This is a genomic window from Methylobacterium crusticola, assembly GCF_003574465.1.
GTDB lineage: Bacteria > Pseudomonadota > Alphaproteobacteria > Rhizobiales > Beijerinckiaceae > Methylobacterium > Methylobacterium crusticola.
The window spans coordinates 1-16493 of record NZ_QOWC01000190.1; the positions used below are offsets into that span (position 1 = coordinate 1).

Here is a 16493-nt window from a genome sequence, read left to right on the forward strand (position 1 = left end):
GCCGATGTCAAGGAGGTCTCACAACCAGACAGGTACCCACCCGGGGGTATCCGCCGGGCCGCCCCCCTCATCCCGACCTCGACGGCCACAGGCTGGTGGTCGACCGGGTCGCACCCGCTTGCAGTCCTCGCCTCGCGGTTCGATCCGAGAGAGATTTGGCAAGCTACCCGCTGCTGCACTTCGAGTGGCCCCACCCGACCGACGAGACGCCGACATGGCCGGCCTGGCTGCGGAAGGCCGGGATCACCGAAGTCAATGGCAGCGCGGGCATTCGCTTCAGCGACGAAGGTCACGTCATCCAGGCCGCGATTGCGGGTCAGGGGATAGCGCTCCTGTCGCTCGTGCTTGCCGCCGACGTCCTGACGAGCGACGCGCTGGTTCAACCCTCCGGGCCGATGCTCGACGCCCACCCCCTACTGGGTCGTCCACCCACGCATCCGGCCCGGGCGGGCGCTGCCGTGAAGAACGCTTGCCACAGGCCATCCTCCTCCTGACGCGTCAGGATCGATGATGCACCATCACACACCGGGACTGCACAGCTAGGTTCCGCAGCCGTATGATCGGGCGGCCCTGACACTCATCCCCTCGTCCATCATTTATGCGTCTCGCACCGAGAGGGGGCGTAGCCCTCAGGCCTACAGCAAGGGGCCATCGGCAGCGATACATGGGTGAGCAGGCGTCGCCGGACGGGGTACGTTCGTCCCCCGTCAATCCGGAAGGGGGATGGGCTCGTCCCGGTCGCCGGCCGGAAGGTCGAAGCGCCCCTCGCCCCACTTCTGCGCGCGCCATTCCGCCTTCGCGGCCTCGATGCGCTCCTTGGAGGAGGCGACGAAGTTCCACCAGATGTAGCGTGGTCCGGCAAGCGTCGCTCCGCCGAGGATCATCAACCGCGCGCCCCGGTCACCCGCGGCGACAGTGATCCTGTCGCCCGGGCGGAAGACCACCATCCGGGATGCCCCGTAGTCCCGGCCAGCGACCGAGATCGAGCCGTCCACGACGTAGATGCCCCTGTCCTCGTGATCGTCCGGCATCGGCAGTAGGCTCCCCGCCTCAAGCATCACGTCGGCGTAGAAGGTCTCGGAGAACATCGTCGCGGGGGCGGTCTTGCCGTAGGCGATCCCGAGGATCAGGCGCAGGGAGACGCCCCGGTCCTCGATCACCGGCAGCGCCCCCTTGCCGTGATGCTCGAACGTCGGCGCCGCGTCCTCGTGGCTCTCAGGCAGGGCGAGCCAGGTCTGGATCCCGAACAGGCTGTTTGGCCCGCGTCGCGCCGTCGCCGTGGTGCGTTCCGAATGGGTGACGCCGCGTCCCGCCACCATCCAGTTCAGCGCGCCGGGACGGATGACCTGGTCGGCCCCGGTGCTGTCGCGGTGATGGAAGTCGCCACGGTAGAGGTAGGTGACGGTGCCCAGACCGATATGCGGATGCGGCCGGACGTCGATGCCCTGGCCCGTCAGCAGTTCGGCGGGCCCGGCCTGGTCGAAGAAGATGAACGGCCCGACCATCTGCCGGTTCGGCGCCGGCAAGGCGCGCCGGACCTCGAAGCCGCCGAGGTCCCGCGCGCGGGGAACGATGAGCGTCTCGACCGCGTCGATGCCCACCTCGTCGGGACAGTGCGGTTCCAGGGCCGGGTTCCAGCTCATGACGTCATCCTCTCGATCCGGAGCGGCGTGGACGGGTCGTCACGTCGAGAGCCGGTCGTCCCGTCTTGCCGGCGGCCGCGTGGCGCGGGTAGTCGCCCGAGGCGTCGAACGGTGTCGCGGAATGCGGGACGCCTCCCTTCAAGCACCGCGCCTGCGCATCGCGGCGTCCAGGCCCCAGAGCTCCGGCGAGCTTTCGAAGTGCTCGATCAGCAGTTCGGTCAGGACTTGCACCTTGCGGGCGGCATGCAGGCCGGGTGGCCGAACGACGTAGGCGGCCGCCGGCGGCGGTGCATGTCGCGTCATGACCCGCACGAGCCTGCCCGAGGCGATGTACGCGTAGGTGATGCAGTCGGGGAGCCAAGCAATGCCGAGGCCTGCCGCGGCCGCCGCCGCAAGAGCGACGCCGTTGTCCGCCTTGAAGCGGCCCTGCGGACGGAACGTCCTGATCCCGTCGCCGTCCGTGCACTGCCAAGTCTCTGTCCCCTGCATCAGGGCCTGATGGCCGGCGAGTTCCGCGAGCGTCTCCGGCGAGCCGTGCGCCCTGACGTAGTCCGGGCTCGCGACGAAGTTCCCGTGGATCGGTCCGACGCGTCTCGCGACCAGGTTTGAGTCCGCGAGGTACCCGACCCGAACTGCGCAATCGAAGCCCTCCGCGATGAGGTCGACGAAGCGGTCACCGTAGGTCGCATGGACGTGGAGCAGCGGATGGCGCCGGGCCATTTCCGCGATCACCGGCGCGAAATGTGTCGGGCCGAACGTCAGCGGCATGGCTACGCGCAGGCGGCCACGGAGATCGCCGCCTGGTGACACCGTTTCCCTCGCGACGTCGATCTCGGCGCAGACCCGTGCCGCGTGATCCCGGAAAGTGGCCCCGGCCTCCGTCAGCGAGGCGCCGTGCGTGTTGCGGGCGAGGAGCTGGACGCCGAGATCGGCCTCCAGTCGGATAAGCCTTCGGCTGACGATGGACTTCGACACGCCGAGGCGGCGTGCGGCCGACGAGATACCCCCGGTGTCGGCGACCTCGACGAAGGTACGCAGGTCCTCGATCTCCAAGACGCCGTTCCCCATTTGACGACACGCTGTAGCTGAATGCCACCCTATCGCACCGAAATCAGAACTGCCACTGTCAACCCAGGCAACACGGCGGTCAATGAGTGGCTTGCCAAAGCCCAACGCCAACAGAGGTTTATCTCGGACATGGCTTTTCGGAACGGACTCGACTCTCTACTTCGCCCCGAGGACTCAGTCCTTGTCTTGATCGATCACCAGCCTTACCAGCTCGCGAACCTGAACAGCCACGATCCGCACATGCTCGTGAACAACACGACCGCCCTGGCGAAGTCGGCGAAGGTGTTCAGTGTGCCTACCATCCTCACAAGCGTCATCGCCGAACGCGGCGGCGTCATCTTCCCGCAGGTCACCGACGTCTTCCCGGGCCAGGAAGTGATCGATCGGACGTTCATCAACACCTGGGAGGATCCGAAGGTCGTGGACGCCGTCAAGGCTACGGGCCGCAAGCAGTTGATCATCGCCGGGCTGTGGACCGAGATCTGCGTCGCGATGCCGGCGATCCAGGCCGCGGGCGAAGGCTGGGACGTGACGGTCATCACCGACGCCTCCGGCGGCACCTCACTCGAGGCCCACGAGGTCGCCATCCAGCGCATGATCCGGGCCGGCGTGAACATGATGACCTGGCTGGCGCTGGCGGCCGAATGGCAGCGCGACTGGGCCCGCCTGGAGAGCGCCGTCACGTTCACCGAGGTGCTCAAGCAGCACGCCGCCGGCAGCGGCATCGCCTACCTCTGGGAGCAGCAGCTCCTCAACACGTCGGTTCCGGCCGCCGGGTAACCGGCCCGAGGACTCGCGATCTTCGGCGACAGAGAGAGCATGATGAGCGATCTGAGAGGCAAGCGTGCGCTGGTGACCGGGGGTTCGCGCGGCATCGGCGCGGGCATCGCGGAGGCCCTGGCCAAGGCCGGGGCCGACGTCGCGGTCACCTACGAGACATCTGCCGGGCGGTCCGGAGAGGTGGTGGCGAGGATCGAGCGTCTCGGCGGCCGAGGCTTCGCGATCCAGGCGGACAGCGCCGACCCCGCGGCCGTCAGGCGTTCCGTGGACGAGGCGGCCGAGACGCTCGGCGGGCTCGACATCCTGGTCAACAACGCCGGCATCGGCCGGGCCGGGCCGGTCGCCGAGATCCCGCTCGCCGACATCGACGCGCTGCTGAACGTCAACGTTCGGGCAGTCGTCCTGGCCTCCCAAGCGGCCTTGTCCCACCTTCCCGACGGTGGGCGCATCGTCTCGATTGGCTCCACCCTCGCCGAGCGCGTGCCCTTCGGAGGGCTGACGGTCTATTCGCTGACAAAGTCGGCCCTCGTGTCCTTCAACAAGGGCCTCGCGCGGGAGCTCGGCCCGCGCGGCATCACGGTCAATCTGGTCCATCCCGGCTCGACCGACACCGACGCCAACCCGGCCACAGGGCCCAACGCCGAGGCGCAGCTGGGCTTCAACGCGCTCGGCAGGTTCGGGAAGCCCGAGGACGTCGGCGCGGCAGTCGTGTTTCTCGCCGGCCCCTCGGGTCGGCAGATCACGGGCTCGGCCATCACTGTCGACGGTGGCGCTAATGCCTGAGGCTGCGCCAATCACCTCAGCCAGATAAGAAGGTCTGCTCGTGGCGCTGCTCAGACCGCTAAGCTGAGCTGCTGCAACATCCGCTTCGGAGAAGTGGCTGGAGCCGCCTGACCTGCCGCAATGGGTGCCAAGCTGAATGTCGGCTTTCGGGCGGCAACCCCACGAAGGCTCACCATCCCGAGCGGTCATTCCGCTGCTCGGGTTCCACTAGCAATAAAACAACCGGACACTGCTGGCGAATTCTTGGAACGGGCCTGAGGGTGTAGGCTGGCCGTCCCGTTCGGAGGTCGCCTATGTCGCTCCGACCCCAACTCTCGCTGCCGCCAGTGCCCGAGGATACCGCCCGCGTCGCTCAAACGGCGTTCCGGCGTGGCAACCCCTACCTGCTTCTGCGCACGCGGCTCGGCCCGATCTTCGCTGATGCCGAGTTCGCTGACCTCTATCCCGCCCGCGGCCACCCGGCCTGCGCACCCTGGCGCTTGGCCCTCGTCACCCTCTTGCAGTTTCGCGAAGGCCTCAGCGACCGTCAGGCAGCTGACGCGGTTCGGGCCCGGATCGACTGGACGTACCTGCTGGGTCTTGATCTGGCCGATCCCGGCTTCGACCACAGCGTCCTGTGTGAGTTTCGCGGCCGACTGCTGCAGCACGAGGCAACCAAACGGCTGCTGACCTGCATACTCGATGACGCGCGCGACCAGGGCGTGCTCAAGGCGCGCGGGCGTCAACGGACCGACCGCACCCACGTGCTGGCCGCAGTGCGCGACCTCAACCGCGTGGAACTGCTGGCCGAGACGCTGCGGGCGGCGCTCAACACCGTCGCGACCCTCGCTCCCGACTGGCTGCGGAGCCTCGCCCCGCCCGAGTGGCACGCGCCACGACCGCTGCATCGAAGACGCGCGCCTGCCGGAGGCCGGACCCAAGCGCGAGGCGGTTGTGCTCCAGGTCGGAGCCGACGGCTATCGCCTGCTCGATGCGCTGGCTGGTGCAGGCTCCCCACCCCTCGCGGCGGCCGCGCCAGCCGTGGCCGTGCTGCGCCGGGTGTGGGCACGGCACTTCGCGCGCGAACGGGAGGGCAGCCCGCCCGCCGGTACCAGCGTCCGGCTCCGGCCGGTGCAGGGACGTCGGCCCGGCGACCGGATCGAGTCGCCCTACGGCGTCGAGGCCCGGTTCCGGGCCAAGTCTGGAACGGCGTGGACCGGATACATGGTCCACCTGACCGAGACCTGCGACCCTAACCTGCCTCGGCTGGTCGTTCACACCGGCACCACACCGGCCAACGTGCACGAAGCGATGCGCACCGGCGCGATCCATGCCGGACTGGCAGGCCTGGATCTGATCCCCTCCGAGCACCTGGTCGATGCGGCCTACGTCAGCGCTGAGCACCTGGTTGCGGCACGCGAGCGGTACGGCGTCATCCTGGTCGGCCCCGCCCGGCCGAGGCAGGGATGGCAGACGAGGGAGGAAGGAGCGTTCCACGTCACCGACATTGCGGTCGGCTGGGAGCACCAGCGCGTGAGGTGCCCCAAGAGCCGTGAGAGCACGAGCTGGCGCGCCTACCGGGACAAGGCGAGCGGACGGCCGTTCATCCGCGGGGGCGTCAGCCCTGCCGTCTGCCGGGCGTGTTCCGCCAAACCGCGCTGCACCCGGGCGGGGAGCCGCCGGCTCAGCCTGCATCCGCGCGCTGAGCATGAGGCCCTGGCAGGTGCGCGAGAGCGTCTGGAGAGCGATGAGGGGCGGCGGCTCTACGGGCAGCGGCAAGGCATCGAGGCGACGATCTCGCAGGGCGTGCGCCGCTTCGGCCTGCGCCGGGCCCGCTACCGTGGGCTGGCCAAGACGACCCTCCAGAGTGTGGCGACGGCGGCCGCTCTCAACCTGGATCGCCTTGCCGCTTGGTTCGCGCTGCGGCCGCTGGCCCCCACGCGCACCTCACGCTTCAAGGCACTCACGGCTTAGCTGCCGACTTCGCCAACAGTGTCCGGTCGTTTTCTGGATATATGGCAAAGTTTGCTTACGGGTATGGAGCGGGGCCCAGCTCACCACCAACGGCGACGGTTGGATACATGGTGCTCATGATGATTAAACGGCACTCAAAGTGCCTATCTGCAAATCTTGGTCTGACCAAAATTTGACATCGACATTCTGGTAAGGCCAAATAGCATGGTCGTCAGCGATGCGTGCTTCCGCCCGATGTCCCGGCTGGAGCGCTCAGCAACGATAGAGGAGCATCGTGATGCTGAAACTGCAAGCAGTTCGACACGATGGTGCGCTCTGGCTGACAGGTAAGGGAGTCAAGGCCGGGGTCCCTTGGTCAGGCCGGACTGACCATAGCTCTTGGAGCTCGTGGGCCGGCATCTCGGTCGCCTTGGCCGTGGCGATCGTGGGTGGGTATGCGGCTCCGGCCGCAGCCCAGGACGCCAAGACCACCCTCATCGTGGCCGGGCCGCGCACCCCCGAGTCGCTGGATCAGGAATATCCACCCACGGAAGCGAGTCATGAGGCGCGGCGCAACATCTACGAGCGTCTGCTGAACTATGCACCGGCCAAGAACAGCGATGGGATCACAATCGAGGATTTCAGCAAGATCGTCGGCGGCATCGCCGAAACCTACGACCTGTCGCCGGACAAGACGTCCATCACCTTCCACCTGCGCACGGGTGTGAAGAGCTACGACGGCAACGAGCTTTCAGCCGACGACCTGATGTGGACCTTCTCGCGGGGCTGGAACCTCAAGGCGACTTTCCGGTGGTACATGACTCAGGTCCTCAAAATCGAGGAGTTCGACAAGGCCTTTAAGAAAATCGATGCTCAGACCGTGCAGGTGTCAATCCCTCATCCTTCACCGCTGCTCGATCGCATCTGGGTGAACAACGACCTCGGCATCTTAGACGCCGCCGAGGTCAAGAAGCACGTGACGAATGAAGATCCCTGGGCATCGAAGTGGCTGGCCAATCATTCGGCCTCGTTCGCACCTTACCATGTTGTCAAGAATGTCCCCGGCCAGGAAGTCGGCTACGAGGCGAACCCGAACTACTGGCGCGGTGCTCCGACGCTGCGACGCGTCATCTTCCGCGAGATGCCGACCTCGTCGAATCGTGTGGCGGCGCTGCAGGCTGGCTCGGTCGACGTGGCCGAGTGGCTCGTGCCGCGCGAGCTGAACCTGCTCGCGAAGATCCCGAGCGTGAAGATCTGGAAAGTGTACGGCAATTATATCCACCGCGTGGAGATGTTCAACGGGAGGCCGCCCTTCGACAATACGAAGGTCCGCCAAGCCATGAACTACCTCGTCCCACGCGACGATATATTGAAGGCTGTTTATTTCGACACAGCGAGACCCACCAAGAGTCCCATTTCCGAAATCTATCCTGCTTTTACCGATGGCTATTTCAAATACGGCTACGACGTCGCGAAAGCGAAGGGACTTTTGAGGGAGGCTGGCCTACCCGATGGCTTCAGGACGCAGATCGGCTATCGGACGGGTGAGCCCATCGAGGAGGAGATCGCTCTCGTCCTCAAGACCGCCTTCGCTAGAGCCGGAGTGGAAGTTGAGCTTCAGAAACTGCCGGCCTCGACGTTGGTAGACAAGTACACCAAGGGCGAAATGCCCATGTACTTCTTCCGCGATATGGCCATCGTGCCCGATGCAGCCTACGTGGCCAACCTCTGGCTCAACAGCAGCTCGCTCATCAACTACTCGCGCTTCAAGAGCGCCGAGGTAGATCAGCTCATCAATACCGGGTTGACCACGACCGACGAGGCGAAGCGCGTCGAGGGCATGCGCCGCGTACAAGAAATCGTCATAGAGCAGGCGCCTTGGGTGTTCCTGATGAACCCCGGCTACCAACTCGCCACGCGAGCCAGCGTGAAGGGCTACTCCTGGTACACGCCCAACGGCAACAACTGGTACGACTTCTACAAGGAGTGAGGCCTCCCAATCCCGTGGAAGGAAACTCGCGTCTTCGTGCCGGCGGGCGGCGCGGAGTTCCAAAGGGGGAGTGAGATGTGAAAAGCTTCTTCTCGATGTGGCGGCGGTTGCCGCGACCTCTCCGGATCATCCTGAGCCGGGTCGGCATCCTGGTCCCTCAGATGTTTGGGGTCATGCTGGTGACGTTCATCTTGATCCGGTTGCTACCGGGCGACCCGACGCTCCTGCTTCTCGGCAACATGGCGACGCCTGAGGCCATCCAGAGCTTGCGCGAGCGCCTCGGCCTCAACGACAGCATCTGGGTGCAGTTCCTGCACTATGTTGGCAACGTTGTGCACGGTGACCTCGGTACCTCCATCTTCACATCTAACCCGGTGCTGACAGACCTCCAGGAGCGCGCCCCGGCCACGCTCGAGCTCATTGTCTGGGCGATGCTGGTGACGATCCTCATCGGCGTCGCAGTCGCGGTCGCCGCCACGGTGCGGCGCGGCGGCATCATCGATCACGCGAGCCGCATCTATGGGCTCGCCGCGGGCGCCATCCCGGACTTCTGGGTCGCGCTTCTCCTCATCTTCTTCCTGTTCTCGCTCGCCGGGATCGCGCCGGCGCCGTTCGGCCGCATCGACGCGCTGCTGACCCCGCCGCAGCGGATCACCGGCTTCTACACGGTCGACAGCCTCCTGACGGGCAACTGGGAGGCGCTCGGCTCGGCCGCAGCCCGGCTCGCTCTACCGGTGCTGACGTTGACGATCGTCAACGCAGGTGCGCTGATGAAGCTGACTCGGACGGTCTTCGGCGACGTCTATCGCTCCGACTTCATCCGCCACGCCCGCGCCTGCGGCCTGCCTGAGCGCGTGATCGTGCGCAGCGCGTTGCGCAACAGCCTGCCGCCCATCATCACGCTCGTCGGCTTCCTGTTCGGGTTCCTGCTCGGCGCGGCCGTGCTGGTTGAGACCATCTTCGCCTGGGGTGGCCTTGGCCAGTACGCGGTGCAAGCCGTGACGAACAGTGACTATCCGGCCCTGCAAGGCTTCGTGCTGGTCGCAGCCGCCTTCATCCTGCTCGTCTACATGGTGGTCGACATCCTCTACGAATTCGCGGATCCGAGGATCAAGGTATGACACGCCTACCCGCTTCCATGCGCCGGCATCTCGGCGCGGCAGCCGCGATCGGGCTGCTCCTCCTTGTCCTGCAGATCGTTGCCATCGTGTTCGCGCCCGCGATCGCGCCCTACTCGCCCGTCGACGCCGACCCGCTCAACTCCCTCCAGCCGCCGTCCACAGCCCACTGGTTCGGCACCGATGTGTCGGGCATGGACATCTTCTCGCGCGTGGTGTTCGCAACGCGCATCAACCTGCTCATCAGCATCGTGGCGGTTGCAGGGGCCTTTGCGATCGGCGTGCCGATTGGCTTGGTGATCGGCTTCTACAAGAACCCGTTGAGCTCGCTCGTCATGCGCGCCTTCGACTTCATTCAATCCTTCCCAGTGTTCGTGCTCGGCATGGCGCTCGTGTCCGTTCTCGGGCAGGAGGTGTGGAACGTGGCCATCGTGCTGGCCGTGCTCTTCATCCCTATGTTCGCGCGCCTCATCCGTGCCGAGGTCCTGTCGCTCCGCGAGCGGCCGTTCATCAGCGCGGCACGCTGCAGCGGCGCTACGGACTTGTCGATCATGTTCCGCCACATCCTGCCGAATGCGCTAACGCCCGTGATCGTGCAGGTCTCGATCAGCATTGGCATGGCGATCCTGCTCACCGCCGGCCTGTCGTTTATCGGCGCGGGCGTGCGCATGCCGACGCCTGAATGGGGGCTCATGGTCAGCACCGGCGCCCAGCTGATGATCCTGGGCGTATGGTGGGTGGCGCTGTTTCCGGGTCTGGCCATCGTGTTCTCGGTGCTGTGCTTCGCGCTCCTCGGCGACTACGCACGCGCGGTGACCGATCCCAGCGCGGAGACGATATCGTGAGCGGCTCGGCCAACGTATCCCTCCTCAAGGTCGAGAACCTCACGGTCGCCTTCGGTGGAGCGGGCTCCGTGCTCACCGACGTCAGCTTCAGGATTGGGCGGGGCGAGATCGTCGGCATCGTGGGCGAGACCGGCGCCGGTAAGTCCGTGCTGACCCGCGCCATCATTGACTTGCTGCCTCCGGGAGGCCGCGTCGTGCGAGGCGAGATCCAAGTGGAGGGGCGCTCGGTGAGCGGGCTCTCGGATGCCGAGAAGCGCGAACTCCGCGGCGGCGAGGTGGCGCTGATTGGCACCAATGCCAAGCTCCTCCTCGACCCCGTTGCGACCGTGGGAACTCAGGTGATGCGTGTGCTCCGCGCGCACCACAAGGTCGGCAAGGCTGAGGCGCGCCGGCGCACAATTGACGTCTTCCGCCAGGTCGGCATCGTCAATCCGGAGGCCCGCTTCGACGCGTACCCGCACGAGATGTCGGGCGGTATGGCCCAGCGCATCATCATCGCCATGGCCCTGATCGCCGGTCCCAAGCTGATCCTGGCCGACGACGCAACGTTAGGGCTCGACGCCACCATCCAGGCCCAGGTACTGGATCTGCTCGCCAGCAAGGGACGGGAACTCGGTCTCGGCGTGCTGCTGATCACCCACGATCTCGGCATCGTGTCGCATTACTGCGACCGGGTCGGCATCATGCAAGGCGGTCACCTCGTTGAGATGAAGCCGGTGACCGCGTTCCTGCGCGGGCCCGAGACGCCCTACAGCCAAGCCTTGCTGGACGCCGCGAAGGTGCGGCCCACGCCCATGGACGCGGCCGGAGCTGACGGTGCCATTGAGCACCCGCCTCTGCTCGACGTCAAGGATCTACGCAAGACCTTCGTGGTGGATGGCGGCCAGACCGTGGTGCGCGCCATCGACGGTGTCTCCTTCTCGGTCCGCCAAGCGGAGACCCTGGCTCTCGTCGGAGAGAGCGGGTCGGGGAAGACTACCGTCGGACAGTGCTTGCTCAAGCTGCTTCCCGCGGACTCGGGGTCGGCAGTGTTCGACGGAACGGAGATCCTAGGCCTGACCGAACGCGCGTTCCGTGGGATGCGGCGGCGCCTCCAGGTCGTCTTCCAGGAGCCGTACGTGGCGCTCAACCCTCGCTGGCAGGTCGAGGACTTGGTCAGCGAGCCTCTCGCGCTGCTGGCCGACGGCGGGCGGGCTCCGCGCGCAGCCCAAGTGGAGCGGCTGCTCGACCTCGTGCACCTGCCCCGCCGCGTGCGGACACTCTACCCGCACCAGCTCACGGCCGGCGAGCAGAAGCGCGTCGGGGTCGCGCGTGCGCTCGCCACCGATCCCGACTTCGTGGTCTTTGACGAACCCACCACCGCGCTCGACATCCGGGTCCGTGCCCAGATCATCGACCTCGTGCGCGAGCTCCAGGCGCGCATCGGCCTGTCGGCGTTGTTCATCACCCACGACCTCAACTCAGTGCGCTCGCTCGCCCACAACGTCGCCGTCATGCGCTACGGCAAGATCGTCGAGCACGGGGAGACAGAGCGCATCTTCTCGGCGCCGCAGGACCCCTACACCAAGATGCTGCTGGCTGCAGAGCTCCCCATCGAAGGAGACCTTCCAGCGCACCCCGCATCCCTCAAGCAGGTTGTGTGATGTCCGAGAAGGCACCGATCCTCGTCACGGGGGCCGCCGGCCTCTTGGGCAACATGGTCCGGCAGATGCTGGAGGCGCGCGGCAACCGCGTCATCGCGGTCGATCGCACGCCGGGGCGCGGCACCTGCAGTCCGATCACGGAATGCGACCTCGGCGACGTCCACCGGCTCCACGAACTCGCGCGGGACGGGCTCGAGGGGGTCATTCACTGCGGCGCCCATTCAGGGCCAATGGTGGCTCGCGATAATCCGTTCTCTATGGTGGCGGTCAACATCGTTGGCACCGCCAACGTGTTGGAAGTGGCCCGGGTGCAGGGAGCCTCCCGCCTCGTCTACTGCTCCTCCACCAGCGCATACGGACCAACGCCGCCCGCGCCGGTGCCGGAGGACATCGCGATGCGGCCCACGACCGTGTACGGCGCCAGCAAGGTGGCAGGCGAGCAACTCGTGTCAGCCTACGCGGCCCAGTACGGCCTCGATGGCACGAGCCTGCGTCTGTCGTGGGTCTACGGGCCTCGCCGCAGCACGGATTGCGCAATCCGCACCATGATCACCGATGCCCAAGCGGGCCGTCCCACGCGCCTGCCGTTCGGCCGTGACTTTCCCAGACAGTACATCTACGTCGAGGACGCCGCCGGCGCGCTCGTGGCGGCCTTCGACAAAACCGATCTGCCGCGGCGGATCTACACGATCACAGGCGGCACATACATGACGCTAGGCGAGGTCGCGGATCTGGTTCGCTCCATCTTTCCCCGCGCTGACATCGAGCTGGGCGCTGGCCCCGATCCGTTCGACGACGTGCAGCAGCGCTTCGAAATCGCGGCGGCGGAGCGGGACTTAGGCTACGCACCCCGCCACAGCCTCGAGTCCGGCATCCGCGCCTATGCAGCCTGGCTCGCTGATCAGTCCGCCTCCTGAGGATGTATCGATGGAAACCTTCTCGCTTGCTGGCCGAACCGCCTTCGTGGTCGGCGGTAACAGCGGCATCGGCCGCGCCATCGTGGATCTGTTCGCCGCCCACGGCGCGAAGGTAGGTATCGGTCATCACCAACGTGCGGCTCAGGCTGCCGAAGTGGTGACCACCTTGATAGCACAAGGTTACGACGCCTCAACTGTAGAGTGCGACGTGTCCTCCGAAAGCTCGGTGGTTGAGGTCAAGGCTTGGTGCGATGACCTATTAGGTCCTGTTGATATTCTAGTGAACTGTGCTGGCATCGGCGGCGATAAGGCTTTTATTGATATCACACTTGCCGAATGGGACCGTATGATCGGGGTTCATCTACGCGGGACATTCCTGATCACGCAAGCCTTCTTCGCCGGAATGGTGGAGAGGGGCTACGGCCGCATCATTCTCACGTCGTCGCAACTCGCCTACAAGGGCGCGCCGGGGCTCGCGCATTATTGCGCTGCCAAGGCCGGCATCGTGGGCTTCACCCGGGCGCTCAGCTACGAAGGCGCCCGGCACAACGTCATGGTGAACGCCATCGCGCCGGGACCCGTTGAAACCGACATCCTGTCGAGCCTGTCTGACGACTGGCGCGCCATGAAGATGGCGCAACTCCCTGTCGGCCGCTTCGGCCAAGTGGAGGAAATCGCACCAACGGCGCTGCTGCTCGCCTCGGAGGTGGGAGGGCGCAACTTCTGCGGGCAGAACCTGTCGCCGAACGGCGGCGACGTGATGGTGTGATGATCCAACCCATGCCGAATACCATCACGCAGCTGCGCTTGCGGCCGGTCAGCCGCGACGCCTTCGCGCCTTTTGGCACGCTCGTGGAGATGAACCGCCCCACCACTGCCGTGAACGAGGGAACAGCCCTGCGCCACGATGTCCATGCCTTCGCCGCAGCCGACGCGCGTGCCGGCTTCCGGCTAGTCACCTCGATCTACGACGCGGAGGCGCGAGACTTGCGAGCTCTCCGCATCCTGGAACGCCATGCCAACAGCCCCCAGCTCATCATGCCGCTCGGCGGCGGTGACCACGCGGTCATCGTTTGCCTGAGCAGGTCTAACGGCGGACCGGATTTCGAGACCCTCACCGCATTCCGCTGCGCGTCGCGTCAGGGCGTGATCTACCGGCCAGGATTGTGGCACCACCCGATCGCGGCGCTCGGCAGGGCGGCTCAGTTCCTCGTCCAATCTTGGCAGGAGGGGAGCGACGCCGACTGCGAGATCGTGACCGTCACCGCCCGAGGCATCCTTGTCGACGCTGCTTAAAAGGAGCCATCCATGAGCCAGTTCGACGTGGTGATTCGGGGCGGAACCGTTGTCACCGCCTCGGATTCCTTCATGGCTGACGTCGGCATCCGCAGCGGCAAGATCGTCGCGGTGACTGAGAACCTCGATGACGGAGCCAAGACGATCGACGCGTGCGGCCTGATGGTCATGCCAGGCGGTATCGACAGCCACGTCCACTTGGCCCAGCCCGCCTTCGGCGGCCCCACCATGGCCGACGGCTTCGAGACTGGCACTCGCTCGGCCATCGCGGGCGACAACACGACGGTGATCCCCTTCGCGCTCCAGCCGCGAGGTGCCTCCTTACGAGGCTCGGTTGTGGACTATCACGAGGAGGCAGATGGACAATCCTTCTGCGATTACGGCTTTCACTTGATCATCACCGATCCGACTCCCTCGGTGCTCGCGCAGGAGCTGCCGGCGCTAGTCGATGACGGATATACCTCGTTCAAGGTCTTCAGGACCTACGACGACATGGCGCTCAATGACCGGCAGCTGCTCGAGGTGTTCAGCTGCGCGCGCAACTGCCGGGCGCTCGTCATGGTCGACTGCGAAGGCTATGACGCGATCAAATTCATGACGGAGCGGCTCGAGGCCGCTGGCAGTAAGGCACCATATTACCACGCAGTGTCCCGGCCGGAGAGCGTCGAGCGGGAAGCCACCCATCGTGCAATCAGTCATGCGGAGCTCACCGATGTGCCGATCATGGTGGTTCACGTCTCAGGGCGGGAGGCAATGGAGCAGATCCGCTGGGCTCAGAACCGCGGCCTGAAGATCTACGGCGAGACCTGCCCCCGTACATCGCTTTGACTACCAACGATTTAAAAGGTCTTAACATGGACGAGAGTGGCGGCAAGTACGTTTGTTCCCCACCTCCGCGAGATCATGCGAGTTGGGAAGCCATTTGGAGCGGCATCAAGACAGGTGTATTTCAGACGTTCTCGTCGGATCACTGCCCCTTCTTCTACGAGGGCGAGATGGGCAAGCTTAACCCGAAAGCCCGAACCTCTTTTAGATGGGTGCCAAACGGTACCCCGAGCGTCGAGACGCGCATGCCCATCCTGTTCTCCAGGGGAGTCGTTGAAGGCCGCATCACGGCCAACGAGTTCGTGGCGCTCACGTCGACGAACCACGCCAAGATCTATGGCCTCTACCCCGAGAAGGGCTCCATAGCGCCAGGCTTCGACGCTGATGTCGTGCTTTGGGATCCCAATCGGAAGGAAACGATCAGCCAATCCCTGATGCATCACGGCACCGACTACACGCCCTACGAGGGGCAGCAGGTCACAGGTTGGCCAGTCATGACGCTTCTGCGCGGCAAGGTCGCGGCCCAAGAGGGCAAGATCGTCGGAGAGAAGTCAGACGGACGTTTCCTTGAGCGCCGCCGATCTCCCTATGCTGTTCCAGCCCGTGACGTCCGGTAAGCTGGGGCGAGCAGGGGCGGAAATGGACGATAGCGTGGGCGACTGGATCGAAACGACTGAAAGCTCAGAGGAGCGTCAAGGTGGAAATCTCCAGTTGCCACAACGCTTCCCTGTGTCGCACGACGCGGTTCGTCGCATTCAGGAGATGATCGCTTCGGGAACACTCGCTCCAGGAGACAACCTTCCGCCGCAACGCGAGCTGGCGGCGAGCCTTGGGGTGAGCCGCCCATCGCTTCGGGAGGCGCTTAGCGTCCTCGAGACCCTGGGCTTCATTGAGATCCAACCGGGACGGCGAGCCGTCGTCTGCCAGCCGCACGCCGAGCATGGTGCCCCACCGCGATGGCGCTTTCAGGGACGCTTCTCCCAAGTCGACGTCTTCCAGTTCAGGCTGTTGATTGAGACCTTCACGGCACGCTTGGCCGCTACGCGTGTCTCCCCAACGGAAGTGGCCGAGCTCAGGGCCAATGTTGAGGAGATGAAACGCGCTATCCGCGCCTCGGATCTTGAGCTCAGCGCGCGCATCGATGCGGAGTTCCACGCCAAGATCATCGGGTTCTCCGGCAACAAGCTGTTTCCCGAGGTGTACGCGATGACGGACAGTATCATCCTGGAGGCGCATCGGCTGCCGCTGCTCGCGCGCGACCGGCTTTGGGAGCCCGTCGATGAGCATGTCGACATCGTCAAAGCATTTGATCAGCACGATCCCGATGGAGCAGGCTACTACATGCGCTTACATCTCATGCGGACGGCGACGCGAAGCGGCATTGAGGGTAGATTTGACAATTATTAAGCCTGCAACTTGGAAAGGCTTTATTGCTTTACTATCATGGGCTTAGCTCATGCAGCATTGACCCAAAACGTAGATGGGTCTATTTGCATGATGACCTGTCTTGATCTTAAATTGATTGTCGACGGCAGTACGCGTACGGGAAAGGGCCCTTGCGCCTGCTCAAAGATCCTCGCAGAAGTACCCGGTTCCATAAGCCGATTTTTTGCGAGCGTCTCGTGTAGGCGCAAAGTTAAAGTGTCTCACTTG

13 protein-coding genes and 2 pseudogenes are annotated in these 16493 nt (G+C 65.2%); 13 read left to right on the top strand and 2 right to left on the bottom strand.

Annotated features, from left to right (window positions below; all coding sequences use genetic code 11):
- The first annotated feature begins 95 nt into the window (after positions 1–95).
- Entirely contained in the window at positions 96–494 is a 399-nt protein-coding gene (locus DT057_RS29315; RefSeq protein ID WP_238314389.1) for a LysR substrate-binding domain-containing protein, read from the top strand.
- 213 nt (positions 495–707) lie between these two features.
- Here DT057_RS29315 and DT057_RS29320 read toward each other — a convergent pair whose 3' ends face one another.
- Entirely contained in the window at positions 708–1643 is a 936-nt protein-coding gene (locus DT057_RS29320; protein WP_128565600.1) for a pirin family protein, read from the bottom strand.
- Positions 1644–1781: 138 nt separating this feature from the next.
- Positions 1782–2696 (bottom strand): LysR family transcriptional regulator, encoded by a 915-nt coding sequence (locus DT057_RS29325; protein ID WP_128565601.1) that lies wholly within the window; start codon positions 2694–2696, stop codon positions 1782–1784.
- 144 nt (positions 2697–2840) lie between these two features.
- Between DT057_RS29325 and DT057_RS29330 the strand changes: the two genes are divergently transcribed.
- From DT057_RS29330 to DT057_RS29385, 12 genes and pseudogenes are all read left to right on the top strand, one after another.
- Positions 2841–3491, top strand: a complete 651-nt coding sequence (locus DT057_RS29330) for a hydrolase (RefSeq protein ID WP_128565608.1) — start codon at positions 2841–2843, stop codon at positions 3489–3491.
- A gap of 42 nt (positions 3492–3533) precedes the next feature.
- Positions 3534–4274, top strand: coding sequence for an SDR family NAD(P)-dependent oxidoreductase (locus DT057_RS29335; protein WP_128565609.1), 741 nt, complete (start codon positions 3534–3536; stop codon positions 4272–4274).
- Between the two features lie 293 nt (positions 4275–4567).
- A pseudogene (locus DT057_RS29340) lies at positions 4568–6227 on the top strand (IS1182 family transposase).
- A gap of 277 nt (positions 6228–6504) precedes the next feature.
- The gene (locus DT057_RS29345; RefSeq protein ID WP_128565602.1) at positions 6505–8196 is read left to right on the top strand and encodes an ABC transporter substrate-binding protein; all 1692 of its coding nucleotides are present in this window, start codon (positions 6505–6507) and stop codon (positions 8194–8196) included.
- 77 nt (positions 8197–8273) lie between these two features.
- Positions 8274–9317, top strand: coding sequence for an ABC transporter permease (locus DT057_RS29350; RefSeq protein ID WP_238314391.1), 1044 nt, complete (start codon positions 8274–8276; stop codon positions 9315–9317).
- Positions 9314–10159 (top strand): ABC transporter permease, encoded by an 846-nt coding sequence (locus tag DT057_RS29355; RefSeq protein WP_238314393.1) that lies wholly within the window; start codon positions 9314–9316, stop codon positions 10157–10159. The genes DT057_RS29350 and DT057_RS29355 overlap by 4 nt, the downstream gene beginning before the upstream one ends.
- The gene (locus DT057_RS29360) at positions 10156–11802 is read left to right on the top strand and encodes an ATP-binding cassette domain-containing protein (RefSeq protein ID WP_238314394.1); all 1647 of its coding nucleotides are present in this window, start codon (positions 10156–10158) and stop codon (positions 11800–11802) included. Before DT057_RS29355 ends, DT057_RS29360 begins: the two co-directional genes overlap by 4 nt.
- Positions 11802–12719 (top strand): NAD-dependent epimerase/dehydratase family protein, encoded by a 918-nt coding sequence (locus DT057_RS29365; RefSeq protein WP_128565604.1) that lies wholly within the window; start codon positions 11802–11804, stop codon positions 12717–12719. Before DT057_RS29360 ends, DT057_RS29365 begins: the two co-directional genes overlap by 1 nt.
- A gap of 10 nt (positions 12720–12729) precedes the next feature.
- Complete coding sequence (locus DT057_RS29370; protein ID WP_128565605.1) at positions 12730–13488, top strand: SDR family NAD(P)-dependent oxidoreductase; 759 nt, start codon at positions 12730–12732, stop codon at positions 13486–13488.
- The gene (locus DT057_RS29375; protein ID WP_128565606.1) at positions 13488–14015 is read left to right on the top strand and encodes an ureidoglycolate lyase; all 528 of its coding nucleotides are present in this window, start codon (positions 13488–13490) and stop codon (positions 14013–14015) included. Before DT057_RS29370 ends, DT057_RS29375 begins: the two co-directional genes overlap by 1 nt.
- A 12-nt stretch (positions 14016–14027) precedes the next feature.
- Positions 14028–15457 (top strand): annotated as a pseudogene (hydA, locus tag DT057_RS29380) (dihydropyrimidinase).
- Positions 15429–16247, top strand: coding sequence for a FadR/GntR family transcriptional regulator (locus DT057_RS29385; protein WP_128565607.1), 819 nt, complete (start codon positions 15429–15431; stop codon positions 16245–16247). The pseudogene hydA and the gene DT057_RS29385 overlap by 29 nt, the downstream one beginning before the upstream one ends.
- The last annotated feature ends 246 nt before the right edge of the window (positions 16248–16493 follow it).

Excerpts from the sequence above, each read along its gene's own strand:
- DT057_RS29375 (WP_128565606.1), top strand. The coding sequence starts at position 13,488 with ATGATCCAACCCATGCCGAATACCATCACGCAGCTGCGCTTGCGGCCG.
- DT057_RS29365 (WP_128565604.1), top strand. The coding sequence starts at position 11,802 with ATGTCCGAGAAGGCACCGATCCTCGTCACGGGGGCCGCCGGCCTCTTG.
- DT057_RS29345 (WP_128565602.1), top strand. The coding sequence starts at position 6,505 with ATGCTGAAACTGCAAGCAGTTCGACACGATGGTGCGCTCTGGCTGACA.
- DT057_RS29355 (WP_238314393.1), top strand. The coding sequence starts at position 9,314 with ATGACACGCCTACCCGCTTCCATGCGCCGGCATCTCGGCGCGGCAGCC.
- DT057_RS29385 (WP_128565607.1), top strand. The coding sequence starts at position 15,429 with ATGCTGTTCCAGCCCGTGACGTCCGGTAAGCTGGGGCGAGCAGGGGCG.
- DT057_RS29370 (WP_128565605.1), top strand. The coding sequence starts at position 12,730 with ATGGAAACCTTCTCGCTTGCTGGCCGAACCGCCTTCGTGGTCGGCGGT.
- DT057_RS29330 (WP_128565608.1), top strand. The coding sequence starts at position 2,841 with ATGGCTTTTCGGAACGGACTCGACTCTCTACTTCGCCCCGAGGACTCA.
- DT057_RS29335 (WP_128565609.1), top strand. The coding sequence starts at position 3,534 with ATGAGCGATCTGAGAGGCAAGCGTGCGCTGGTGACCGGGGGTTCGCGC.
- DT057_RS29320 (WP_128565600.1), bottom strand. The coding sequence starts at position 1,643 with ATGAGCTGGAACCCGGCCCTGGAACCGCACTGTCCCGACGAGGTGGGC.